26 protein-coding genes, 4 tRNA genes and 1 pseudogene are annotated in these 24073 nt (G+C 67.8%); 16 read left to right on the top strand and 15 right to left on the bottom strand.

The annotated features are described in order from the left end of the window. Positions 1-13: 13 nt before the first annotated feature. Genes urtA through V4U86_RS03820 form a run of 8 tightly spaced genes read left to right on the top strand, consistent with a single transcriptional unit; the run spans position 14 to position 7451 of the window. A complete protein-coding gene (urtA, locus tag V4U86_RS03855; RefSeq protein ID WP_395309970.1) occupies positions 14-1252 on the top strand; it encodes an urea ABC transporter substrate-binding protein in 1239 nt (412 codons plus the stop codon). Further along, positions 1252-1953, top strand: a complete 702-nt coding sequence (locus tag V4U86_RS03850) for an urease subunit beta (RefSeq protein WP_395309969.1) — start codon at positions 1252-1254, stop codon at positions 1951-1953. Before urtA ends, V4U86_RS03850 begins: the two co-directional genes overlap by 1 nt. A gap of 1 nt (position 1954) precedes the next feature. Next, positions 1955-3670, top strand: coding sequence for an urease subunit alpha (gene ureC, locus V4U86_RS03845; protein ID WP_395309968.1), 1716 nt, complete (start codon positions 1955-1957; stop codon positions 3668-3670). A 13-nt stretch (positions 3671-3683) separates the two neighbouring features. Beyond that, complete coding sequence (ureG, locus tag V4U86_RS03840) at positions 3684-4301, top strand: urease accessory protein UreG (RefSeq protein WP_395309967.1); 618 nt, start codon at positions 3684-3686, stop codon at positions 4299-4301. After that, positions 4298-5101 carry an urease accessory protein UreD gene (locus tag V4U86_RS03835; protein WP_395309966.1) on the top strand — a complete coding sequence of 268 codons (804 nt, stop codon included), beginning with the start codon at positions 4298-4300 and terminating at the stop codon, positions 5099-5101. The genes ureG and V4U86_RS03835 overlap by 4 nt, the downstream gene beginning before the upstream one ends. A 3-nt stretch (positions 5102-5104) precedes the next feature. Next, positions 5105-5584, top strand: a complete 480-nt coding sequence (locus tag V4U86_RS03830) for an urease accessory protein UreE (RefSeq protein ID WP_395309965.1) — start codon at positions 5105-5107, stop codon at positions 5582-5584. Further along, positions 5565-6263 carry an urease accessory protein UreF gene (locus V4U86_RS03825; protein ID WP_395309964.1) on the top strand — a complete coding sequence of 233 codons (699 nt, stop codon included), beginning with the start codon at positions 5565-5567 and terminating at the stop codon, positions 6261-6263. The genes V4U86_RS03830 and V4U86_RS03825 overlap by 20 nt, the downstream gene beginning before the upstream one ends. A gap of 27 nt (positions 6264-6290) precedes the next feature. Beyond that, positions 6291-7451, top strand: a complete 1161-nt coding sequence (locus tag V4U86_RS03820; RefSeq protein ID WP_395309963.1) for a pyridoxal phosphate-dependent aminotransferase — start codon at positions 6291-6293, stop codon at positions 7449-7451. A gap of 98 nt (positions 7452-7549) precedes the next feature. Here the strand turns inward: V4U86_RS03820 and V4U86_RS29115 are convergent. Then, positions 7550-7693, bottom strand: a pseudogene (locus tag V4U86_RS29115) (IS481 family transposase); the annotation flags it as partial. A gap of 250 nt (positions 7694-7943) precedes the next feature. On the opposite strand from V4U86_RS29115, the gene V4U86_RS03815 reads away from it, so the two are divergent. Beyond that, entirely contained in the window at positions 7944-9269 is a 1326-nt protein-coding gene (locus V4U86_RS03815; RefSeq protein WP_395311907.1) for an HNH endonuclease signature motif containing protein, read from the top strand. 156 nt (positions 9270-9425) lie between these two features. Here the strand turns inward: V4U86_RS03815 and V4U86_RS03810 are convergent, their stop codons facing one another. The 5 genes from V4U86_RS03810 to V4U86_RS03790 all read right to left on the bottom strand — a co-directional run bounded on the left by V4U86_RS03810 (position 9426) and on the right by V4U86_RS03790 (position 13750). Continuing rightward, on the bottom strand, positions 9426-10973 hold the full coding sequence (locus V4U86_RS03810; RefSeq protein ID WP_395309962.1) for an NCS1 family nucleobase:cation symporter-1: 1548 nt from the start codon (positions 10971-10973) through the stop codon (positions 9426-9428). Positions 10974-11053: 80 nt separating this feature from the next. Further along, positions 11054-11752 (bottom strand): GntR family transcriptional regulator, encoded by a 699-nt coding sequence (locus V4U86_RS03805; protein ID WP_395309961.1) that lies wholly within the window; start codon positions 11750-11752, stop codon positions 11054-11056. 53 nt (positions 11753-11805) lie between these two features. After that, positions 11806-12720, bottom strand: coding sequence for a TIGR03564 family F420-dependent LLM class oxidoreductase (locus V4U86_RS03800; protein ID WP_395309960.1), 915 nt, complete (start codon positions 12718-12720; stop codon positions 11806-11808). Positions 12721-12779: 59 nt separating this feature from the next. Continuing rightward, positions 12780-13217: an SRPBCC family protein gene (locus V4U86_RS03795; protein WP_395309959.1), complete on the bottom strand. Its 438-nt coding sequence runs from the start codon at positions 13215-13217 to the stop codon at positions 12780-12782. Between the two features lie 92 nt (positions 13218-13309). Then, complete coding sequence (locus V4U86_RS03790) at positions 13310-13750, bottom strand: SRPBCC family protein (protein ID WP_395309958.1); 441 nt, start codon at positions 13748-13750, stop codon at positions 13310-13312. A gap of 60 nt (positions 13751-13810) precedes the next feature. On the opposite strand from V4U86_RS03790, the gene V4U86_RS03785 reads away from it, so the two are divergent. Then, positions 13811-14158, top strand: a complete 348-nt coding sequence (locus V4U86_RS03785) for a UBP-type zinc finger domain-containing protein (protein ID WP_395309957.1) — start codon at positions 13811-13813, stop codon at positions 14156-14158. A 38-nt stretch (positions 14159-14196) separates the two neighbouring features. Beyond that, a complete protein-coding gene (locus tag V4U86_RS03780) occupies positions 14197-14346 on the top strand; it encodes a hypothetical protein (RefSeq protein ID WP_395309956.1) in 150 nt (49 codons plus the stop codon). Here the strand turns inward: V4U86_RS03780 and V4U86_RS03775 are convergent. From V4U86_RS03775 to V4U86_RS03740, 8 genes are all read right to left on the bottom strand, one after another. Further along, the gene (locus V4U86_RS03775; RefSeq protein WP_395309955.1) at positions 14343-15902 is read right to left on the bottom strand and encodes a phytoene desaturase family protein; all 1560 of its coding nucleotides are present in this window, start codon (positions 15900-15902) and stop codon (positions 14343-14345) included. The two genes, V4U86_RS03780 and V4U86_RS03775, sit on opposite strands and share 4 nt — an antisense overlap. 60 nt (positions 15903-15962) lie before the next feature. Next, complete coding sequence (locus V4U86_RS03770; RefSeq protein ID WP_395309954.1) at positions 15963-16565, bottom strand: TetR/AcrR family transcriptional regulator; 603 nt, start codon at positions 16563-16565, stop codon at positions 15963-15965. A gap of 47 nt (positions 16566-16612) precedes the next feature. Next, complete coding sequence (locus tag V4U86_RS03765) at positions 16613-17197, bottom strand: TetR/AcrR family transcriptional regulator (RefSeq protein WP_395309953.1); 585 nt, start codon at positions 17195-17197, stop codon at positions 16613-16615. 19 nt (positions 17198-17216) lie between these two features. After that, positions 17217-17570, bottom strand: a complete 354-nt coding sequence (locus V4U86_RS03760; RefSeq protein WP_395309952.1) for a Fe-S protein — start codon at positions 17568-17570, stop codon at positions 17217-17219. Positions 17571-17592: 22 nt separating this feature from the next. Then, positions 17593-18192, bottom strand: a complete 600-nt coding sequence (locus V4U86_RS03755) for a YdcF family protein (protein ID WP_395309951.1) — start codon at positions 18190-18192, stop codon at positions 17593-17595. Between the two features lie 67 nt (positions 18193-18259). Continuing rightward, a tRNA-Phe gene (locus V4U86_RS03750) sits at positions 18260-18333 on the bottom strand. 39 nt (positions 18334-18372) lie between these two features. Continuing rightward, positions 18373-18449 (bottom strand) — tRNA-Asp (locus V4U86_RS03745). Between the two features lie 41 nt (positions 18450-18490). After that, positions 18491-18563: transfer RNA gene (locus V4U86_RS03740), tRNA-Glu, on the bottom strand. 139 nt (positions 18564-18702) lie between these two features. Here V4U86_RS03740 and V4U86_RS03735 point away from each other — a divergent pair. Next, positions 18703-18778: transfer RNA gene (locus tag V4U86_RS03735), tRNA-Lys, on the top strand. A gap of 39 nt (positions 18779-18817) precedes the next feature. Next, positions 18818-20047 carry an NAD(P)/FAD-dependent oxidoreductase gene (locus tag V4U86_RS03730; RefSeq protein WP_395309950.1) on the top strand — a complete coding sequence of 410 codons (1230 nt, stop codon included), beginning with the start codon at positions 18818-18820 and terminating at the stop codon, positions 20045-20047. 5 nt (positions 20048-20052) lie between these two features. On the opposite strand, the gene V4U86_RS03725 is transcribed toward V4U86_RS03730, so the two are convergent. Continuing rightward, positions 20053-21084 (bottom strand): oxygenase MpaB family protein, encoded by a 1032-nt coding sequence (locus tag V4U86_RS03725; protein ID WP_395309949.1) that lies wholly within the window; start codon positions 21082-21084, stop codon positions 20053-20055. Between the two features lie 69 nt (positions 21085-21153). On the opposite strand from V4U86_RS03725, the gene V4U86_RS03720 reads away from it, so the two are divergent. The 3 genes from V4U86_RS03720 (at position 21154) to dusB (ending at position 24049) form a co-directional block, all read left to right on the top strand. After that, positions 21154-21738 (top strand): TetR/AcrR family transcriptional regulator, encoded by a 585-nt coding sequence (locus V4U86_RS03720; protein WP_395311906.1) that lies wholly within the window; start codon positions 21154-21156, stop codon positions 21736-21738. A gap of 131 nt (positions 21739-21869) precedes the next feature. Continuing rightward, positions 21870-22880: an acyl-ACP desaturase gene (locus V4U86_RS03715; protein ID WP_395309948.1), complete on the top strand. Its 1011-nt coding sequence runs from the start codon at positions 21870-21872 to the stop codon at positions 22878-22880. Then, positions 22877-24049 (top strand): tRNA dihydrouridine synthase DusB, encoded by a 1173-nt coding sequence (dusB, locus tag V4U86_RS03710; RefSeq protein ID WP_395309947.1) that lies wholly within the window; start codon positions 22877-22879, stop codon positions 24047-24049. Before V4U86_RS03715 ends, dusB begins: the two co-directional genes overlap by 4 nt. Positions 24050-24073 lie beyond the last annotated feature (24 nt).

Below are 24073 nucleotides of genomic sequence, written 5' to 3'. Positions count from 1 at the left end.
AGGCGGCTCTGAAATGAAACGACTCAGCGCGGGCGTAGCGCTCCTCGCGGCGACCACGATCCTGGCCACCGGCTGCGGCAGCCGGGCCGGCGACACCGACACCGCGACCACCGGCGGATGCGTCGACACCTCCGGGCCCACCGTCAAGGTCGGTGCGATCAACTCGCTCTCCGGCGGCCTGGCCGTCAGCGAATCGGTGATCCACGACGCCATCGTGATGGCCGTCGAGGAGATCAACGCCGAGGGCGGGGTGCTCGGCAAACAGCTCGAACTCCTCTCCGAGGACGGCGCGTCCGAACCCACCACCTTCGCCGAGAAGGCTCAGAAGCTGGTCAACAGCGACTGTGTCACAGCCGTTTTCGGCGGATACACCTCGGCGAGCCGCAAGGCCATGCTGCCGGTCTTCGAAAACGCCGACGCACTGCTGTACTACGGCCAGCAGTACGAAGGCCTGGAGTCCTCCCCCAACATCTACTACACCGGTGCCACCACCAATCAGCAGATCATTCCCGCCCTGGACTACCTGAAGGAACAGGGCGTCACATCGCTGTATCTGGTGGGCAGTGACTACGTGTTCCCGCGCACCTCGAACGCCATCGTCAAGGCCTACGCCGCGGCCCACGGCATCGAGATCAAGGGCGAGGACTACGTCCCGCTGGACAGCACCAACTTCTCCACCATCGTCAACAAGATCCGCACCGCGGGCGCCGATGCCGTGTTCAACGTCGTCGTGGGCGGGTCGCTGACCTCCTTCTTCCGCGAGTACAACAGCGCCGGGCTCACGCCTGCGGTGATGCCGGTGATGTCGATGTGTGTCGGCGAGGAAGAGGTCCGCAGTATCGGCGCGGCCGGCCTCGTCGGACAGCTGTCCTCGTGGAACTACTACCAGACCCTGGACACCCCGGCCAACGACGCCTTCGTCGCCGACTTCAAGGAACGCTTCGGCGCCGACCGGGTGACCTCTGATCCGATGGAATCGGCATACACCGCCGTCCTGCTGTGGAAAGCCGCTGTGGAGAAGGCGGATTCGTTCGAGGTGGCCGACATCCAGGGCGCCTCCGGCGGGGTCAGCGTCGAGGCACCCGAGGGCACCGTCACCATCGACGGCGAGAACCACCACGTCACCAAGACCGCCCGCATCGGCAAGGTGTCCGCGGACGGACTGATCGAGCAGGTGTGGGAATCCCCGCAACCCATCACCCCCGACCCCTTCCTGAAGAACTACCCCTGGGCCGAAGGCATCACGGGCTGATGCACCTGACTCCGAAGGACGAGGACCGGCTGTTGCTGTTCCTGGCCGCCGAATTGTCCCGCAAGCACCGTGCCGCCGGCCTGGCCCTCAGCTACGCCGAGGCCCGGGCACTGATCGCCGACGAGGTGGTCGAGGCGGCCCGCGGTGGCGCGAACGTCGCCGAGGCCGCCGCCCACGGGGCGAGCATCCTGACCGACGACGATGTGCTGCCGGGGGTGCGCACACTGCTGGGATCGGTTCAGGTGGAGGCGTTCTTCGCCGACGGGCAGAAGCTGGTGACCGTGCACGACGCCATCGGCCCCGGCAGTCGCAGCGCCGCGGATCTGGCGGTGGTCCCGGGTGAGATACTGGCCGCCGACGGCGACCTCGAGCTCAACGCCGGACGGGCCACCGCCACGGTCACCGTGGAGAACACCGGGGACCGGCCGATCCAGGTCGGTTCGCACTTCCACTTCTTCGAGACCAACCGGGCGCTGCGCTTCGACCGGCGAGCCGCCTTCGGGATGCGCCTGGACATTCCGTCGGGCACCGCGGTCCGGTTCGAACCGGGTGAGGCGCAGGATGTTTCGCTGACCAGCTATGGCGGTGAGCGCATGGTGATCGGACAGAACGATGTCACCAATGCAGCCACCGACACCACCCCGGACGAGGCGCTGATGGCGAACATGCATGCGCTCGGGTTCCTCGACACAGGAGATTGACATGGCCTACCGCATCAGCCGGGTCCGCTACGCGGAGCTCTACGGGCCGACCACCGGGGACCGGGTCCGCCTCGCCGACACCGAACTGCTGGCCCGCGTCGAGGCCGACGCGACGGTGTACGGCGACGAGGCCGTCTTCGGCGGCGGCAAGACCATGCGTGAGGGCATGGCGGTACACGGTGACCTCACCAACGCTGACGGCGCACTGGATTTCGTCATCACCAACGCGCTCATCATCGACGCGGTACTCGGAATCCGGAAGGCCGACATCGGCATCCGGGACGGCCGGATCGTCGGCGTCGGCAAGGCGGGCAATCCCCGCACCATGGACGGGGTGGACCCGAACCTCATCATCGGGGCGGGCACCGACATCCGGTCCGGGGAGGGCATGATCGCCACCGCCGGCGCCATCGACGTGCACGTGCACTTCGACAGTGCCGGCCTGGTCGAAGAGGCCATCTCCAGCGGGATCACCACCATGATCGGTGGCGGTCTGGGGCCGGTCACCGTGGGTATCACCTCTTCCGGCCCGACCAATCTCGCCCGGATGCTGCGTGCCGCAGAGGCGTTCCCGATGAACTTCGGCTTCATCGGCAACGGCAGCGCGTCGAGTACCGCGCCGCTGATCGAGCAGGGGCTGGCCGGTGCCATCGGCTACAAGATCCACGAGGACTGGGGCGCCACACCGGCGGCCATCCGGGCCTCGCTGGACGCCGGCGATGAACTCGACCTGCAGGTGCAGATCCACACCGACACGCTCAACGAGTCCGGGTTCTACGAGGACACCATGGCCGCCATCGGTGGCCGACCGATCCACACCTACCACGCCGAGGGCGCCGGCGGCGGGCACGCGCCCGACATCATGCAGGTCGTCGGCGAGCCGTACTGCCTTCCGTCCTCGACGAATCCGACGAACCCGTACACCCTCAACACCTTCGACGAACACCTCGACATGGTGATGGTCTGCCACCACCTCAACCCGCGTATCCCCGAGGACGTGGCCTTCGCCGAGTCCCGGATCCGGCGGGAGACCATCGCCGCCGAGGACGTGCTGCACGATCTGGGTGCCATCTCGGCGATGGGGTCGGACTCGCAGGGCATGGGCCGCATCGGCGAGACCATCGCCCGCACCTGGCAGTTGGCCTCCCACATGCGCGCCACCCGCGGTGCGCTGCCCGCCGACGAGGGCAGCGGCGCGGACAACGCCCGGATCCTGCGCTACATCGCGAAGCTCACCATCAACCCGGCCCGACTGTTCGGCATCGACCATGAGGTCGGCTCGCTGGAACCGGGCAAACTGGCCGACATCGTGCTGTGGGAGCCCAAGTTCTTCGGCATCCGTCCCGAGGTGGTGTTCAAGGGCGGCTTCCCGGCCTGGTCGGTGATGGGCGAGGCGAACGCCTCGCTGATGACCTGTGAACCGTTGAAGTACCGGCCGCAGTGGGCGGCGTTCGGGAAGGCGCCCGCCGACGTGTCGGTCAACTTCGTCGCCCAGGCGGCCGTCGACGGCGGTCTTGGCGTACGACTCGGCCTGGACACCCGCCTCGTGGCCTGCCGCGGGGCGCGGGCACTGACCAAGGCCGACCTGCTGCACAACGACTACCTGCCCGACATCCGCATCGAACCGGACACCTACCGGGTGATCGTCGACGGTCAGCTGTGCCAGAGCACCCCGATGACCTCGGTGCCACTGGGCCGCCGGTACACGCTGAAATAGCAAGGAGCACACCATGGCTGAGGTACTGCGGGTCGGTATCGGCGGACCGGTCGGGTCCGGCAAGACCCGGCTGGTCGAGATGATGGTCCCCGAACTCATCGGCAAGGGGTTGGGCGTGGCGGTGATCACCAACGACCTCGTCACCGACGAGGATGCCCAGCGGGTCCGCCGCAGCGGGGTGATCGATCCGCGCCGGGTGCTGGCCGTCGAGACCGGGGCCTGCCCGCACACCGCCATCCGCGAGGACCCGTCGGCCAACCTGGCGGCCGCCCGGCGACTGTGCGCCGAGTTCGATGATCTGGACCTGATCCTGATTGAATCCGGTGGGGACAACCTGGCCGCGACGTTCACCTCCGATCTGGTGGACTACTGGATCTTCGTCATCGACACCGCCGGTGGTGACGACATCCCGCGCAAGAAGGGCATCGGCCTGCTGCAGGCGGATCTGTTGGTGGTCAACAAGACCGACCTCGCCGAGTTCGTGGGTGCCGACCTGGACGGTATGCGCCGCGACTGTGCCGTCGCCCGGCCGGTCAAACCGACGGTGTTCACCGATCTGCGTTCGGGGCGCGGCCTGGAGCAGCTCACCGAGGAACTGCTGCGCGGAGTGATGCTCACGGTCGGCACATGATCGCCCCCGGCGAGTTGACGGTGCGAACCACGGCCGACGCCGCCGGCGTCACCCGGATCACCGGTCTACGGCAACGTTATCCGCAGCGGGTGACCACCGCCTTGCACACCGACGCCGCGTACCCGCGGGCGGCGATGCTCTGCGTGCAGAGCCCCAGCGGCGGGACCTTCTCCGATGACGACCTGCACACCCGCGTGCACTGCGGGGCGGGCACCCACCTGCACCTGACCAGCCAGGCTGCCACCCAGGTTTTCGCCGGGAGCGGACCCGGCGCCCGGCACCGGATCGAGTTCACCGCCGAGCCCGGCGCTGTCCTGGAGTACCTTCCGAAAACGATAATCCCGCAGTCGGATTCGGTGTTCGTCCAGAAGATCGACGTCGATGTCGACGCCGGCGGTGTCTACATCGGCTGGGACGCGCTCGCGGCCGGCCGGATCGCGCACGGGGAACGCTTCCGCTACGCCACGATCGACAACTCCTTCACCGTGCGGTCGCAGGGCCGGCTGATCGCCCGGGACCGGCAACGCATCACCGGAACCCACAGCCTCGACGGCGACTATCTGGCCACCCTGCTCATCGTGACGCCGGGTCGGTCACCCGATCCCGCGCTGGCCGCGGTCCGCGCCGTCCTGGACCGCCATCCCGAGATCCACGGTGGCGCCGGGGAACTGCCCCACCGCGCCGGGGTATTCGCCCGGCTCACTGCCCGCCGGGCACCCGAGCTCAACCGGGTCCGGCTGGCATTGCATGCCGCCGCCCGCCGGACCGTCCTGGACCCACCGCTGGCAAGGAGCGCCTGAGAAGTGATAGCCGACACCGTTCTGGGCACCGTCGACGATCCGGCATTCGCCGGCCGGCGGCGCCACCACGTCGACATCGGCTGGGGAGACGCGGGCAAGCACCGTCAACTCGTCACCACCGATACCGGTACCGAAGTACGAATCATGCTGCCGCGCGGGTCAGTCCTGTACCAGGATGCGGTCATCGCCGACAACGGCACCGATGTGGTGGTGGTGCGCCGGCCCGCCGAACCGGCCATCCGGGTCCGCTTCGCGGACAACACCGCCCGCGCGATGCTCCTGCTGGGGCATCTGTTGGGCAATCAACACGCACCCGTCGACGTCGACGTCGACACCTTGACCGCGCCGCTGTTCACCAGTGCCGCGGCCGCCCGGGAAATGCTCGCCGAGTTGGGGGTCATCGGCGAGGTCGTCGACGCCGCGATGGCCGGCCACGGGTGGTCTGCGACGTCATCCGATCACCATGCCGGCCACCACCACTGATCCGGCCACGGCGGTCGCGCTGTGGCTGCAACTGCACGACAGCGCCTTTCCGGCCGGCCGGATGGTGCACAGCCACGGCCTGGAGGAGTGGCTCTCGCAACGGCCCGACGCGGACGCCGGCACCATCGAGGCGATTGTGTGCGCGTACCTCACCCACGGCTACGCCACCCTCGATGCGCCCGTCACCGCGGCCGCCTGGCGGAGTTCGGACTCGCCGGCGACGCTGCTCGAACTCGACGAGCTGATCGCGTCCTACAAATTGTTCGGCAATGCGCGCACCGCGTCGGTGTCGGCGGGCCGGCAGCTGGCGGCCACCGCAGGTGACATCGGTATCGGCGCGGCGCACCCGTATCTGATGGCGGTGTGCGCCGGTGACGCGCCCGGCAATGCCGCCGTGGTGGACGGGGTGGTGCAGGCCCTGCTGGGTGTCACCGAGCAGCTCGCGGTGCTGGGATCCCTGCGCTCGATGATGGGGTCGATGCTCAGCGCGGCGGTCCGGCTGGGCCGGCTCGGGCCGCTGCAGAGCCAGCGGATCCAGTTACGTACCGCCGCTGCGACGGCGGCCTTGGCCCAGCAGGCCTGCGCCCGCCCGCTGGAGGATCTGTGCAGCGTGGCACCGGCGCTGGAGATCAGCGGGATGCGCCACGAGCGGCGATCGTCCCGGCTGTTCGCCACCTGACCGCAGGGGTCACTACCCTCGATCACCATGACGGTTCAGCGGCTCCGGCCGTACGCGGTGACGATCTTCGCCGAGATGTCGGCGCTGGCCGCCCGGATCGGCGCGGTCAACCTCGGCCAGGGCTTCCCCGATGAGGACGGACCGGCCGGCATGCTCAAGGTGGCCCAGGACGCCATCGCCGAGGGGGTCAACCAGTACCCGCCCGGCCTGGGCATCCCCGCGTTACGGCAGGCCATCGCCGCGCAGCGCCGCCGTAACTACGGCGTCGAGTACGACCCGGACACCGAGGTGCTGGTCACCGTCGGCGCGACGGAGGCGATCGCCGCCTCGCTGCTCGGGCTGGCGGAACCGGGCTCCGAGGTGCTGGTGATCGAGCCGTTCTACGACTCGTACTCCCCTGTCGTCGCGATGGCCGGTTGCCACCGGGTGGTCGTGCCGCTGGTGCCCGACGGTCGCGGGTTCGCCCTCGACGTGGCCGCCCTGCGCGCCGCCGTCACCCCGCGAACCCGGGCGCTGATCGTGAACTCCCCGCACAACCCGACCGGGATGGTGCTGACCGAGGACGAGCTGTCCGCACTGGCCGCGCTGGCCGTCGAGCATGATCTGCTGGTCATCACCGACGAGGTGTACGAGACGCTGGTGTTCGACGACCGCACGCATGTGCCGCTCGCATCCCTGCCCGGCATGGCGGGCCGCACCGTCACCATCTCCAGTGCCGCCAAGATGTTCAATGCCACCGGCTGGAAGATCGGCTGGGCCTGCGCTGCACCGGATTTGATCGCCGGCGTGCGCGCGGCCAAACAGTATCTGAGCTATGTCGGCGGTGCGCCGTTCCAGCCCGCGGTGGCCTACGCGCTGAACCACGAGGATGCGTGGGTGGCCGGGCTGCGCGCCGATCTGCAGGCCAAGCGGGACCGGCTGGGGACCGCGCTCACCGACCTCGGTTTCGAAGTGCACCAGAGCTCGGGAACCTACTTCCTGTGCGCGGACCCGCGGCCGCTCGGCTATCACGACAGCACCGAATTCTGCGCCGAACTGCCACACCGGGCCGGGGTGGCCGCCATCCCGATGTCCGCGTTCACCAGCACCGATGGCGGCTGGAATCATTTGGTGCGCTTCGCATTCTGCAAACGGGACGACACCCTGGACGAGGCGATCCGCCGTCTCGAGGTGCTCAAGTCACGCTGACGGGAGAAGATGGGTCGATGCCCGTTCTGCGCCGAGTCCCGGTGGGCTGGTGCTGGCCTGTTCGAACCGGTTCTACAGCTCACGGTTTGCAGGGCTTGCCGTTTGCGTAACTCGTAGAACGATTTTCGGAAGATGCCGTGCTCGGCGCAGAACGTCGAGCACGCCCCGCGCGGTGCGTCGTCGGGCCATTGCGAGATCGCCAGCCGGACACGCGGGCCGATGGGTCCATTGACAGCCACCACCCAAGCTTTGAGGCAGAAGTGTCACCGATGTCCTGAGACATAACCCTTGCGCAGCACGTCGGATCGGCGTAGACTTCGAACAGACGTTCGAATTGAATTATTTGTCGCTCCCGGTATCCGGTGGGCCTTAGCTGCGACGTTGTCGCCGATGTGTTCGGGCGGTCCGTTGGTGGACTGCCTAGACGGTTTGCCTAGTCGAATGTGAATGTCTACCCGTGTACACCTTTTTGTGAAAGGTTGGGTGACTGGCATGGACGCCGCCCATCTCGAGGCCTTCATCGACACGCTGATCGACGACCTCGCCGCCCTACCGCCACCGGATGAGTATGCCGAGCGGACTTTGTTTCATCTGCTGGACTGTCCGAGGCGGATGCTCGACGAACAGCCCCTGCTCGCGGTGCTCGCCGTTGCCGTCACCGCGCGCAACCTGTTCGACCATGTCATCGCCCAAGCTTGCGCGGCCACTGAGCGGCTCGGGATCCCGGCCCGTAAGCACCTACGCTCGGGTGCCGATCTGCTCACCATGCTCGGAATGGCCCCAGGTGCCGCGTTGCGCGCGGCCCGGGTCGGCCGGGCCGCACACACCCTGCCCACGCTGACCCAGCAACAGCGCCTGGGCGGGTTAGGGATCGAATTCGTCGACGCGGTCGGCAAAGGCGTCACCCACATCGGCAACCGGGTAGCACTCTCGGAGGAAGAGCGGGCCGCGGTGGTGCGCAAGTTGATGCTGCAGACCACGCCGGCCGAGGTCGGCACGAAGGCCCGCGCGATCGCCATCGACAAAGGCGCGGCGCAACCAGCCGAACCGGACGTGGTGCCGGTCGCGGAGAACACCGACCTCAACGAGATGACCCTCATCCAGAACGATGAAGGGCGGGTCAATGCCACCCTCGATCTGGATGCGCTGACCGGGGAGGAACTGTTCGCCGCACTGGACCCACTATGCCGGCCCGTGCCCCAACCGGACGGCTCACCGGACCCCCGCCCGGCAGGGCGGCGGCGTGCCGATGCGCTGGGTCAGGTGCTGCGCACCTATCTGTCCGGCCAGCAGCGGCCGACCTCGGGGGGTGTGCTCCCGCACGTCACCCTGATCCGGCCCACCCCCGCCAGCCTGATCGGTGAGAGTGCGGTGGACACCTTGGGATTCGGTGGGCCGATCAGCGCCACCACCGCCGACCTGATCGCCTGTGACAGCACCCTCACTCCAGTAGTCGTCGACGACGCCGGTGCGCCGCTCGATGTCGGGCGCGCCGAACGGTTGTTCACCCCCATCATCCGAAAAGGCTTGGCGGTACGTGACCGTGGCTGCGCATTCCCCGGCTGCGGAAGGCCGGTGTCCTGGTGCGACGCCCACCACATCCAACCCTGGAACAGCGGAGGCAGCACCTGCGTCGACAACGGGGTGCTGCTCTGCCGCAGCCACCACACCGCCATCCACCACGGCGGCTGGCAGGTCTACCTCGGCGCCGACCGCCACCCCTGGTTCATCCCACCCAACGACCTGGCCGGCCTCGAACCGGCGCACCTGTGCTCGCACGCCCGGCGCACCCTGACCGACCTACCCACCGCCGCATAACCGAATCTCACCGCGCACCTTGACAACTCCACAGTGAACCCGCACACGCGGCGGGAACCCGCAGAGATGACAGAGCCGGACCCGCCACGATGAGTCAGGCCTTCTCGACGTACACCTTCGCAGGCGGCCCGGCGTATTCGCCGCGCCAGATGCGCGTCACGACAAGGATTCGGCGACGAGAGCATCCTTGCGGGCCAGCAGGTAGTACAGCCCGAAGCCCACGCCGCAGCCGATGAACCAGCTGTACTGGGCCGCCGTCGCCATCCCGGCCACGCTGCCGCCCAGCAGCACCGGGATGACGGCCAGCGTCGCCCCGACGATGGTGGCGATCACCGCGACCTTGTTGTATCCCTTGGTGTACCAGTACTTTCCGGATTCATCCATGGTGAACAGGTCGTCCACGTCCACCTGCTGCTTGCGCACCAGGTAATAGTCGGCGATCAGCACGCCGAACAGCGGGCCGATGAACGCGCCGAGGGTCTCCAGCGTGTAGTGGATGACCTCCGGGTTGTTGTACAGGTTCCACGGGGTGATCAGCACCGAACCCACCGCGGCGATCATGCCGCCCGCGCGCCAGCTGATGCGTTGCGGGCTGACATTGGAGAAGTCGAACGCCGGCGAGATGAAGTTGGCGACGATGTTGATGCCGATGGTGGCGATGGCGAAGGTCAAGGCGCCCAGCACGATCGCGAAGGTGTGATCGATGCGGGCCACCGTCTCGACCGGGTCGGTGATCAGCTCACCGAACACCGGCAGGGTCAACGATGCGGTGACGACCACCAGCACCGAGAACAGCAGGAAGTTCACCGGCAGGCCGAGGAAGTTGCCCTTCTTGACGGCTTCGAAAGACTTTCCGTAGCGGGAGAAGTCGCCGAAGTTAAGCATCGGACCGGAGAAGTAGGAGACCACCAGCGCGATGGCGCCCAGCATGACCGGGACCGACGACCAGCCGGTGTAGGTCACCGAGCCGAGATTCAGATCGATGGCACTCCAGCCGGCCTTGTAGATCAGGTAGCCGCACAGGATGAACATGACGACGTAGACGGCGGGGCCGCAGAAGTCGATGAACTTGCGGATCGATTCCATCCCGCGCCAGAACACGCAGGCTTGCAATACCCACAGCAGCAGGAAGCTGCACCAGCCGAGCAGCGACAGGCCGGCGAACCCGTAGTCCGCGACGACCGCGTACGGGGCCAGGCCCGGGAACAGTTTGATCAGGACGATGTCCAGAGCCGCCGAGGCGAGGAACGTCTGAATGCCGTACCAGGCCACCGCGATCAGGCCACGGATGATGGCCGGGATGTTGGCGCCGAGCACACCGAACACGGTCCGACAGATCACCGGGTATGGCACACCGACCGCCTGGCTCGGCTTGGCCACCAGGTTGCAGAAGAAGTACACGATGCTGATGCCCACCAGCAAGGCCACCAGCACCTGCCAGCTGGCCAGGCCGAGAGCGAACAGGCTGCCGGCGGTGACGTAGCCGCCGACGCTGTGCACGTCGGACATCCAGAACGCGAAGATGTTGTACGACGACCAGGTCTGCTTGCCCAGCGGGGCGAGGTCCTCGTTCGTCAGGCGCGGGTCGTAGCCCGGTTTGATGATGCCGCCGCCGACCGGATGGCCTGCGGCTTCGACGATGTCACCGGCACCGACAACGGCCCCCGGTGGTGCGGATTTCGGTGGATCAGCGAGTTCGGTCATGCGTGCCGACGCTAAGTTCGGCGTGTTTCCCTGCCGTTTCGCGCGAACTATCGTCGGATTGCAGCGAAAATATATTCGCCTCAGGCCAGCAGGCCGGTGTGGCGCGGCAGCGTGGCGATGACGGCGTTGAGCCGGGCCGCGTGCCGTTGCGAGGCGGCGAGCAGTTCGTCGGCGTCCCCGGCCAGGAACGCATCCAGCATGTCGCGGTGGTCGGCGTGTAGATCCGCCCGGTCGGCAGGGCTGACGTGCACCATGGACTGCACCGGTTCCGTGACGTTCCAGGCGTTCTCCAGCATGTGCAGCAGCCGGTGCATCCGCGACGGGCCGGTCAGCGCCGCATGGAACCGCCTGCTGCCGCGGTGGAATTCGGCCGCGTCGCCGTCGCGGAGGGCCTGCTCCAGGCGCTGGTTGGCGATCACCGCCGCGGCACGATCGGTGTCGGTGGCGTTGTGCACGGCCGCGGCCAGCGATGCGGCCTCCAAGGTCTCACGGATGATGTACATCTCGCGTAGTTCCTGTGCGGTCAGCAAGGCCACCGTGTATCCGCCGTTGCGCCGGTGTGCGATCAAGCCCTCGGCAACCAGGGTTTTCAGCGCCTCCCGGATCGGGATCTGACTGACCCCGAACAATTCGGCGACCTCGGACAGCGGGATCGGCGTGCCCGGCGGCACCCCGCCGTCGAGGATGGCGCGGCGCAACTCGGTGAGCACCCCGTGCTGGGATGTGCCGGCCCGCTCGACGATCAGACGTTCCAGCAGTACCGAACGTCGTGCCCCCATTCGGCAGAGCGTAGGCCGGTTGTGTTGCACCGCGGTTTCGGCCCGGTTAGGCGTCAGAGTGCGGCGGTGACCTCCCACAGCAGCGACAGTGCGGGCTGGGAATGATCCAGCGGGCTGATCGCGACGTCGGTCGCGCCCGCGTCGAGATGGCGCCGCAGGTGTTTGAGAACCGTTTCGGCATCACCGACGGCAGCCAGGTCGGCGAGCGAGTCGAGGCCTTCTCGTTCGATGACCCGCTGATACGACGGGATGGCGGCGTAGAACTCCAGGGTCTGCGCGGCGAGTTCACGGCCGGCCGCCACGTCGTCGGTGACCAGTGCCGGCACGAAGGCGATGGTGGCCGGGTCGGGCCGGCCGGCCGCCGCGGCCGCTGCGGTGATCGTCGGGACGATGAAGTCGCCGATGGTGCGCGGCCCGGCCAGGTAGGGCAGGGTGCCGTCGGCGAGTTCGCCGGTGACCTGTAATGCCTTGGGCCCCATGGCCGCGACGTACAGCGGGACGGGCGTTCCACCGGCCACCGAGACCGGCCATTCCGGGGCGGCGGTGAACTCGGCCCCGTGGAAGTCCACCGTGCCGTCATCAAGGATCGAGCGCAGCACCTGGAGATACTCGCGCAGCCGGGCGACCGGGCGGGGCCAGCTGGTGCCGAAGGCGTCCTGTTCGGGTTTGTGCGAACCCAGCGCGATGCCGAGGCTGAAGGTGCCGTGCGCGGCGGCCTGCGCGGTCTGCGCCTGGCCGGCGATGACCAGCGGGTGCCGCGGGTTCAGGGGTACCGCGGCGGTGCCGACACCGAGGCCGGGCACCGCGGCACCGATCAGGCCGGCCAGCCCGATCGCGTCATGGTCGAACTGCTGTGCCAGCCAGATCTGCCGGACACCGGCGGCATGGGCTCGGCGGGCTTGGGCGATCGCGTCGTCGACGTGGTTGTCGGCCTGGCGGTTGGGAAAGAGGACGATTCCGGTGGGCATGTACGGGACAGCAACCCGCGGCGCCCGGTGATTCCGTTTTGCTCAGGCTGATCGGATTCTCAGCCGTGGTTACGGGTGACCCGGGATCGCAAACGGTCGACGGCCGAGTCCAGCACCATCTTCTTGGCCCGGCGGATCAGGAACTCCGGGATCGGTGCGACGAGGTCGATGATCAGGTCGAACCGGACGCGGGTGCGGTCTCCCTCGCGGATCAGCTTGTACTCACCGTGCTGCCCGCGCTGCTGGAAGGTGTCCTTGGCATCCCAGACCATCCAGTCGTCGCCCCAGTGATATTCGAGCATCTCCTTGTCGGTGATGCCCATGATCTTCACCGTCGCTTTGACATGGTGCGGCCGGCCGTCGGGATGGCGGTCCACCACCTCGGTGGACCGGTGCAGCGTGGACCATTTCGGCACCTCGTCGATGTCGGCGAGCGCATCCAGGATCGCCTCCGGCGAGGCGTCGAAGAAGACTTCCCTCGATGCCCTGACAGCCATCAGGCAAATATAAGACCGTCCTTAGACTGGCGCAAGGATTTGATCGAACTGCAATTTAATTATTGACGTTGCCGCAGGTAGCAAATCGGGCTTCAGCTCTTCTTGACCTTGAGGACCTGTTTGCGCAGTCCCGTGGTGGCCACGTCGATGGCGCCGCTCATCACCTTCTTGAGCAGAAAGCCGGGCAGCGGGATGGCCAGGTCGATGGTCATGTCGAAGGTCACCTTGGTGCTCTCGCCCTGCGGGGTCAGCGTGTAGCTGCAGTTCTGGGATTTCAGCTGGCTCGCCTTGACCAGGACCCAGCTGACCTTGTTCGGTTCCCAGGTGTAGTCGATGGTCAGCTGATCGCTGATGCCGACGGTCTTGATCGTCTGGATGACGCGGTGCGGGCGCCCCTCGGCGTCCCGGTCGATCACCTCGGCCTTCTGATACTGCGGTGACCAGGTCGGGGTGGACTCGACGTCGGCGACGACGGCGAGGATCTCCTCCGGGGACGCTTCGATGACGACATCTCGGGACACACTGGTTGCCATGGCCCGACAGTAGCCACCGGTTCGGTTCGCACGCGCCGATTCAGCCCGGCTCCTAGACTCGTGTCCGTGGACGTCGACCCCACCCAGGCCCCCAGCGGAACCGGTTGTGTGGAATGCGACGAGGTGCAGGGCTGGTGGGTCCACCTGCGCCGCTGCGCGGCATGTGGGCATATCGGCTGCTGCGACGACTCGCCGGCCAAGCATGCCACCGCGCACTGGCGCGAGACCGGTCACCCGATCATCCGCAGCTTCGAGCCCGGTGAGGACTGGTTCTGGAACTACGCCACCAACGAGTACTACGACGGGCCGGAACTCGCTGACCCGCAGGCACATCCGGAGAGCCAGCCCGCACCCGGGCCGCGGGGCCGGGTGCCCAGGGATTGGCTTCAGCAGCTGCGGGGACGCTGACCGTTTCCGGGAATCCCGAACCGGGTATCTGAGCAGGCGTGACTCCCGATCCCAAGACCACTTCTTCGAACTCCGGACCCGAGGGTGCCGAGGACGACGTCCAGAGCGATCCGGCCAAGGGCGCCGAGGAGCGTTCCGACTGGACCGACGAGGGCGGCGCGGCACCCGACGGTCCCGCCAACGACTAACCCGCGTCGGCCAGCGCCGCCCGCGCCGCGTTGTAGCCGGGGATGAACGTGATGCCCGGCCCGCCGTGGCAGCCCGCGCTGCCCAGATACAGCCCTGCGATCGGCAGGTCCTGACCGCGGTACCCCCTCGGGCCCGGCCGGTTCGGCCCCATCTGCTCGGGGTGGATCAGGCCGTGGCAGTAGTCCCCGCCGGGCGCACCGAACATCGTGCCCATGTGCTTGGGGGTGAAGGTGGTGTGGCGCAGGATGCGACGTTCGAAATCCGGTGCCAGCCTGGTGATCTTGTCGATGACGCGCTGCCCCATCTCGTTCTTGAGGTCGCCGTAGGAGGCGCCGCCCTCGACCGGGAACCACAGCGAGAACGCCGACACCGCGTGCTTGCCGGGCGGCGCCAGGTCCGGGTCCTGCACGGACGGCATCTGCAGCGCGATGGCCGGGTCGGCGGGCACGATGCCGCGCCGGCTGTCCTCCCACTGCTGCTGCAGTTCCTCGGGGGTGCTGAAAAGGCCGATGGCCGCTTGCATCTGGGGATCGTTGAGCAGTCCGTAGGGTTCGGCGAAGGTGGGCGTGCCGTCGAGTGCGAAGTGCATCTGCAGGTAGCTGCCCCGGTGATCCACGCGGGTGTAGCGCTCGCGGATCTCGGCGGGCACCGCTGAAGCGTCGAGCAGCCCGGTGACGGTGAGGTCGGGCGCGAGGGCGGAGACGACGATCGGTGCGTCGATCGTGGTGCCGTCGGCAAACCGCACCCCGGTGACGCGTCCGTCGGCGGTGCGGATCTCCTGAACCTGGGACCGCAGCCGGAGCTCTCCCCGACCGGCGGTCAACAATGTCGCCAAATGCGTGGTGAGAGCCCCGATTCCGCCGCGCAGCTTCTTCATCAGCACGGCGTTCTCGTCGGGTACGGCCAGCCCGAAGGCCAGTGCCGCGGCGCTGCCCGGGGTGGCCGGGCCGCGGTAGGTGGTATTCACCGCGAGAAAGCTGAGCATGCCCCGCAACGCGCCGTGCTTCTCCGGGTCGGGCAGGTAGCGGTCGAGCACGTCGGTGACCGAGCCGAACAGCATGTCGGTGATCGCGGCGCGCTCGAATTCGTTGTGCGCACAGGCGTACATCTCGTCCAGCGTTCTGGGTGGCGCATCGGCGTCGAAGCGGCCCAGCGCCCGGGTCGGCGCCATGCTCCAGGCCATCAACCCGGCCATGCCGTTGACGGCCTCGGCGCCGTGCACCTCGTTGAGGTGGGCGAGCAGGCGCATCGGGTCGGTGTAGTAGATGACCGGGTCGTCGCCGTTGCCGCGCAGCGATACCGACATCACCTCGACATCCACGGTGGGTAACGCATCCAGGCCGAGCTCGCGGCTGACGATTGCGGAGGTGGGGAACTGCAGGGAGCCTGCGATCTCGAACCTGTATCCATCGAAAAGCTCTACGGTGGAAGCCATTCCGCCGACGTAGCGCTTGGCATCCAGGCACAAGGTGCGGGCTCCGGCGCGCTGCAGCAGCACGGCGGCGGCCAGCCCGTTGTGGCCCGCCCCGATGACGATCGCGTCGAAGTCCGCCATCACCCCAGGCTGACACCGTGGGTGATGTTTTGTCAATATTGTCAAAACTTCGAGCTGTGGTTACCGCCGGGTGATGCCCGACTCCAGTGCATCCAGGGCGGTACGGCACAGCCGGGCGAGTTCGGGCAGCGAGCGCTCCTCGGTGAGCATCCAGACCTCCATGGCCCCGAACACCGCCGCCGCGATACAGCGGGCGGCGATGGTCACCCGCAGCGCGGCATCGGTACCGGGCCGGGGCGGGTCGTCCCCGCGCAGGTGTTCCTCGACCACCTCGGCGAACGACGCCTCGACCTGCCTGATGTGCCGGACGATGAGGCCCGGTTCCAGCTCCTCGGCGCGCAGCTCGGCGATCTTGGCGACCGCGTCGATGTCGTAGGGCGCCTGCAGGATCGCCGAATGCACCGACTCCACGATCGACTCCTCCGGCGACCGGTTGGCCAATGCGGTGCGGAACCATTCCAGGCCGGCGTCGTAGTCGGCGAACAGCAGATCGTTCTTGGACGCGAAGTGCCGATAGAAGGTCCGCAGCGACACCCCGGCGTCGGCGGCGATCTGTTCGGCCGATGTGTCCTCGACACCCTGGGCCAGGAACCGCACCATCGCCGCCTGCCGCAACGCGGCGCGGGTCCGCTCGCTGCGAGCAGTCTGTGCGGGCCGAACCATCCGCTCAACGTACCGGAGTGCCGGATTCGCCCCGGACACGGCAGGTTTCAGCGCGGGGCGAGCAGCGCGATGGTGGCGTCGACGGCCTCTTCGGTGATATCGCTCATCGCGCCGCCGTTCTCCACGATGATCGCGGTGAGCTCGCGCAGGCCGCCGATCAGCATGATAATGCGTTGCCGGGACACCGGCCCGATCCCGGCGGACCGGAACTGCGCACTGTCGACCAGCCCGGTGACCAACTCGACGAACTTCTCCATCGATTCGCGGGTCAGCTCGCGACCTGCCGCACCCAGCGAGGGCCCGTCCCGGATCCAGCTCAGGGTGAGGTCCGGGCGAGATTCCGCGGACGCGATCCAGGCCTCGATGGCCTGCCGGGCCTGCTGCTCCCAGTGCGCGTCCGGGTCGACCGCGGCCGCGATGGAGCGCACCTGCTCGGCGTTGGCCTCGGCGAGCAGCGCCATGAAGCACTCCTCCTTGCCGGCGAAATGCTCGTAGAACGTCCGGCGTGAGGTGCGGGCCCGGCGCACGATGTCGGCGATGGTCGTCTTGGCGTAGCCGTCCTCGGCGATCGAGGCCTCGAATGCCGCGAGCAGCCGCGACCGGAAGTCCGCCCCGGCCGCTTCCGTCGTCACCCGGTCACCATAGAACGGGTCACCACAGCACGGCGACGCCGGCGGCCGTCACCGACAGCACCCCCACCGCGACGAACAGCGGCCGCGGCACCGGGCGGCCGGTCCGGCGTTGCCGCGCGCTGCCCATGCCGAGCACCGCGCCCAGCACCACCAACAGGACCAGCTTGAGCCCGATCTTGGGGTAGTTGAGTTCGATGCCCGCCGGCCACGGCGCGGCCAGTGCGAGACCGGTGAGCAGCGACAGCAGCAGCCCGTAGTCCATCAGCCGGGTCACCCGGAACTCCCGCGATACCGCGGCAGCAACCCACGCGCCGAAGGTGACCGCGAATCCCACGATGTGCAGCAACACAACTACGTCGCGTAGTAGCTCCATGGCGACAGCGTAGCGGCATGGCTCAGCCGAAGGGAGTCACCGGGGACAGCACGTCGCGGACGAGCTGAGCGATATTGGTCGCCGGGTTGCCGTCCGGGAAGCTGACCGTGGCCAGGATGTTGCCGCCGGCGTCGGCGAAGTTGCGGTCCGCGCGGCCCTGGTGCGTCGAGGACGTGACCAGGATGATGCCCGAGGTGTCGGCCTTCTTCGCCAGTGGCACGGAGAACTGTGCGTTCTGCACGGTGCTGTTGGCCTTGTCCTCGACGATGATCCGGTCGGACGGGAAGCCCAGGGTGCGCAGCAGGTTGCGCATCTCGCCGGCCTCGGAACGGCCGTTACGCGGGTTGCCGCCGGTGACGATGATCGGGGACTGCGGGAAGGCCTGCGCGACCGCCAGTCCGGTGAGCACCCGGGTGTAGAGGATCGGGCGCATCCAGCCCTGCGGGGTCAGCCCGTAACCGAGGATGACGATCGCGGGCTTGGTGAAATCCTTGCCCGCCACCGGCGGATTGGGCTGCGCCATGGCCGGCGGCGCCGCCGCACAGGCGAGCGCGCACGCCAGCAGCACGGCACCGATGATGGTCTTCAGACTGCGCTTTTCATCCCCGAATGATTGCGACACATGATCTTGATCGTGATCCGCGGGGCAGATGTTACGGAGGGGACAATTCTGTCCGGATTGATCTGAGTGGCCAGGGCCGGGATCGAACCGGCGACCTTCCGCTTTTCAGGCGGACGCTCGTACCAACTGAGCTACCTGGCCGGAAGGCTCCGGCCTTTCGACCGGGATACCTCGCCGAGATGGCGACCCTGACGGGACTCGAACCCGCGACCTCCGCCGTGACAGGGCGGCGCGCTAACCAACTGCGCCACAGGGCCTTGCTCTACTGCTACCCAGGTGTGTCACCACCCGGGCGTCGTACCCCCAACGGGATTCGAACCCGTGCTACCGCCGTGAAAGGGCGGCGTCCTAGGCCGCTAAACGATGGGGGCCTATCCGAATTTCTTCGGGCCGCTCTCAACGCCGGTGACGTTGGAAGCTTCGATAGCTTAGGACACCGTCCCCGGATATCCCAAATTGGGTACCCCCACCCGCCCGAACAGGGACTTCACCAGTATCCTGTTGCACCACGCCCCTATAGCTCAGTTGGTAGAGCTACGGACTTTTAATCCGCAGGTCCCAGGTTCGAGCCCTGGTGGGGGCACCATAAGCAGCTCCTGGCGCACGGATTTCTCAGGCGGAGCAGATGGCGACCGGATCATCCCGACACGTGATCGTCGTCGGCGGCGGGGTGATCGGACTCAGCAGCGCCTACCACCTCGCCCGGGCCGGGCACCGGGTCACCGTGATCGAGCGGAACACCTGCGGGCGCGGAGCTTCGTGGGGCAACGCCGGCTGGATCACGCCCTCGCTGGTGCAGCCGTTCAACGCGCCCGGCGCGGCGTCCCAGGCGCTTCGCGCCATGCGCAATCCCGACAGCCCGATAGCGGTCCGCCAGCTACCGACGTGGGCGCTCGCGCGGTGGGGATGGGCGTTTCTGCGCAGCAGCCGCGCCGATGCCAGCCGGCGTTCGCTGCGCGCGCTGGCGACCTTCGCCGCCGGTGCGGCCACTGAGGTCGCCGCCCTGGCCGAGGAACTGGCCTTCGAAATCCACCGCAGCGGGCTACTGGTGGCGTTCCGCTCACCCGGCGCACTGGCGGCCTACCGGGACGCACATGCCGACGTGCAGGCGGCCGGCTACCGCGGCCGCGTCGTCGAACTCGATGGCGCGGAGATCAGGGCCCGCGAACCGGCACTGGCCGACGACGTGATCGGCGGGCTGCACCTGCCCGACGAGGTGAGCGTGCGCCCGGACGCGATGACCGCGGCGCTGTCCCGCGGCATCACCGCTGCCGGCGGCGAGGTCGCCGAGCAGGAATCCATGCTGACCGCCACGCCCGCGGCAGGCGGCTGGCGGGTACGCACCTCGCGGCGCGAATTACGCGGTGCCGCAGTCGTGCTCGCGGCCGGCGAACACACCGCCCGCCTGGCCCGAGGTTGCGGAGTGCACGTTGCGCTGCAGTCCGGCCGGGGCTGCAGCGTCACCCTTCCCCCGGTGCTGGAACTGCAGGGCCCGCTGAAGATCGCCGAGCACCGGGTCGCATGCACGCCCTTCAAGAACGGGCAGGTGCGCATCTCGGGCACCTTCGATCTCGTCCGCACCGGCGCCCGCACCGATCACCGCCGAATGCAGGCCGTGCTGAAGGCCGCGGCCACCACCCTGCCGGCCGTGGCCGACGTCGACATCGCCGATCTCGATGTCTGGAGCGGGGCGCGGCCCTGCACGCCCGACAGCATCCCGGTCATCGGCCCCATCGGATCCCACCCCGGCCTGTTCGCCGCGACCGGACACGGCACCCTGGGCATGACCCTGGCCGTACCCACCGGGCGGATCGTCACCGAGATGGTGAATGACCTTCTCTCACAGGTCGACTGAGGCGACTACGACACCTTGGGGCAATAGAAGTTCGGGCTGTCCCGGTACTCGATCGGCGGCAGGTTGCGGGCGGGGGTCTCCGCCAGCGGTGCGTCCGCGGGCAGCTTGCCCGACGCCCGGTCCAGAGCCGTGCGCTTGCGCGGGTGCTGCAGCCACCGCTTGGGCAGCACCTTGCCCGCGAAGGTGATCACCTCGCAGAACCGGTCGTGCAGGAACTGCTGGCGCGGCGTCCAGGTGTAGCCCATCAGGTCGCGGACCGCCGGGTCGTAGATCGCGACGGTGAGGAAGGTCAGGAAGGGCTGCATCACCTTCAGGTTCAGCGCCCACAACCGGTCCGGAAGCCATTGCAGCGAAGGGTGTTTGGGCATGGTGGACAGGTCCATGACCTCGCGGGCGGCCCAGTTGTTCTCCAGGACGTTGTTGCACATGTGGTCCCAGTACTGCTCGAACTCCTCATAGGACTTCGGCACCGGCCGCATGCTCATCCCGTACATCCGGTACCAGGTGATGTGCTCGTCGAAGAGCTGACGCCGGTCGGCATCGGTGATACCGCCGCCGAACTTCTCGGCCGACAGCAGCACCGACTTGAAGAACGTCGCGTGCGCCCAGTAGAAGACGTCCGGGTTCAGCGCGCTGTACCGGCGGCCCTGCTCATCCACGCCCTTGATGCCGATGTGATAGTCGCGCACCTCGGCACCGGTCTTGGGTGCGCGGTCGCCGTCGAAGACCACACCGCCGATCGGGTAGATGGACCGGAACAGCCGCGGCATCCGCTCGATGAAGAAGATCGAGTGTTCCTGGACCGCCGCGCCCAGCTGCGGGTGCATGTTCTGCATGGAGCCCGCCCACGGCCCCTGGAACAGGCCCGTCCACTGGCCGAAGTACTTCCAGGTCAACGAGTCGGGGCCGAGCGGGATCGGGGGTGCGTCGTAACCACCGGCGCTGACCGGGCAGCCCGCGGCCACCGGCTGGTCTTCGGCCGCGTCGGCCGCGGATGCGCTGGTCACCGGGCACGTCTCGGACGTATCTTGAGTCACTGGCGAACTTCCCGTCCATGTCAGAAAATTCTGACTACACTCGTTGTCAGTATGCAGCTTAGGAGTGATGTGCCGTCCGGTCAACGACGCGGTCGATGGTCCGGCGTTCCTCTTCAGGATCGCCAGACGTTGCGCCGCGGCGATCTCATCACAGCCGGCATCGCACTCCTGGGCGGTGCCGGCGGTCAGGCCCTGACGGTGCGCGCGGTCTGCCGCGCGGCCGGCCTGACCGAGCGCTACTTCTACGAAAGCTTCGCCGACCGCGAGGAATTCGTGCGTGCGGTCTACGACGAGGTGTGCAGCACCGCCATGACGGCACTGACCTCGGCGCAGACGCCACGTGCGGCGGTCGAACAGTTCGTGGCCCTGATGGTCGACGACCCCAGTCGGGGTCGGGTGCTGCTGCTGGCCCCCGAACGCGAACCGGTGCTCACCCGGTCGGGTGCCGAGTGGATGCCCAACTTCATCGCACTGCTGCAGCACAAGCTCACCGCGATCACCGATCCGGCCCTGCAGGCCATGGTGGCCACCGGCCTGGTGGGCGCGCTGACCGCGTTGTTCACCGCATACCTGGACGGCCGACTGGCCGCCACCCGGGAGCAGTTCGTCGATTACTGCATCGATATGTTGCTCAGCCGCGCGGCCGCACGCTGAGCATTTGCCCAGCGCAGACCTCACATCGAGTCGCAACCGTTACGCGAACCACAGTCGAGGGAACTTGAATGTCACCGGAGTACACAGATACTCTGAGTGCTACCAAGAGGTACAGATAAACCGGAGGGTTCATGTCCACGGAACTGACCGATCTGCAGCTCCTGCACGAGCTGGAGCCCGTCGTCGAAAAGCAGATCAACCGGCACCTGTCCATGCGCAAGGACTGGAACCCGCACGACTACATCCCGTGGTCGGACGGCAAGAACTTCTACGCTCTCGGCGGCCAGGAGTGGGATCCGGAGCAGTCCAAGCTGTCCGAGGTCGCCCGGATCGCGATGATCACCAACCTGCTGACCGAGGACAACCTGCCCTCGTACCACCGCGAGATCGCCATGAACTTCAGCATGGACGGGCCGTGGGGTTTCTGGGTGAACCGGTGGACGGCCGAGGAGAACCGGCACGGCATCGCCCTGCGCGACTACCTGCTGGTCACCCGCGCCATCGATCCCATCGAGCTCGAAGAGCTGCGGGTCGAGCAGGTCACCCGCGGGTTCTCCCCCGGCCAGAACCTGCAGGGCGGCGATGAGCTGTTCGCCGAGAGCCTGTTCGACTCGGTCATCTACGTGACCTTCCAGGAACTGGCCACCCGCGTCTCGCACCGCAACACCGGCAAGGCCTGCAACGACCCCGTCGCCGACCAGCTGCTGGGACGCATCTCGGCCGACGAGAACCTGCACATGATCTTCTACCGCGACGTGGCCGCCGCCGGTATGGAGATCGCGCCCAACCAGGCGATGAAGTCCCTGCACAAGATCCTGACCAACTTCAAGATGCCGGGCTACACCATCCCCGACTTCCGCCGTAAGGCCGTCGTCATCGCCACCGGCGGTGTCTACGACCCGCGGATCCACCTCGACGACATCGTGATGCCGGTGCTCAAGAAGTGGCGCATCTTCGAACGCGAGGACTTCACCGGCGAGGGCGCCCGGCTGCGCGACGAGATCGCCAAGCATGTCGAGGAGCTCGAGGAGACGTGCGTGAAGTTCGAGGTCGCCAAGGAGCGTCGCCTGGAGCGTGAGCGCAAGGTCGCCGAGAAGAAGGCGATGAAGAACCTGCTGGTGTCCTCCTCCGCGGCCGGATGACAGTCGCCCCGCTAGCACCGACGGCCCGATCTGCCCTGCAGATCGGGCCGATCGCGTTGCGCAGTCCGGTGGTCCTCGCCCCGATGGCCGGTGTGACAAATGTCGCATTCCGCACGCTGTGCCGGGAATTGGAGCTGGCCCGGGCCGGCACCGTCAGCGGTCTGTACGTGTGCGAAATGGTGACCGCCCGCGCCCTGGTCGAACGGCACCCGGTGACCATGCACATGACCACCTTCGCCCCGCAGGAATCCCCGCGGTCGCTGCAGCTCTACACCGTCGACCCGGAGACCACCTACGCCGCGGCGAAGATGATCGTCGACGAGAACATGGCCGATCACATCGACATGAACTTCGGCTGCCCGGTGCCCAAGGTGACCAAGCGCGGCGGCGGATCCGCTCTCCCGTACAAGCGCAGGCTGTTCGGCCGTATCGTCGCCGCCGCTGTGCGGGCCACCGAAGGCACCGACGTGCCCGTGACGGTGAAGTTCCGGGTCGGCATCGACGACGCCCACCTCACCTATCTGGATGCCGGCCGGATCGCCGAGTCCGAAGGTGCGGCCGCGGTGGCTCTGCACGCCCGCACCGCCGCCCAGCGCTACTCCGGCAGCGCCGACTGGAGCCGGATCGCCGAGCTCAAACAGCACGTCACCAGCATCCCGGTGCTGGGCAACGGGGACATCTTCGACGCCGCCGACGCCCAGGCCATGATGCAGCAGACCGGCTGCGACGGCGTCGTCATCGGCCGCGGCTGCCTGGGCCGGCCGTGGCTGTTCGCCGAACTGTCCGACGCGTTCAACGGCCGGCCGATCACGACGCCCCCGACGCTCGGTGAGGTCGCCCAGATCATGCGTCGGCACGGCGAGCTGCTGGCCGGCCACTTCGGCGAGGACAAGGGCATGCGGGACATGCGCAAGCACATCGCCTGGTACCTGCACGGCTTCCCGGCGGGCGCCGATCTGCGCCGGGCGTTGGCACTGGTCAAGACGCTGGACGAGCTCGATGCGCTGCTCGGCGAACTCGACGCCGACGTACCGTTCCCGGAGGTGGCCGGCGGGCCGCGTGGCCGCCAGGGCTCCCCCGGGTCGGTGAGCCTGCCCGAGGGCTGGCTCGATGATCCCGACGACCTGACGGTGCCGGTGGCCGCCGATGTGATGAATTCGGGCGGTTGATCCGAGACCGTAGCGAAACCGCAC

Source organism: Mycobacterium sp. AMU20-3851 (genome assembly GCF_043974665.1).
Classification (GTDB): Bacteria; Actinomycetota; Actinomycetes; order Mycobacteriales; family Mycobacteriaceae; genus Mycobacterium.
The sequence above is the reverse complement of the archived record's forward strand: the minus strand, read 5'-3'. Positions and strand labels throughout refer to the sequence as shown.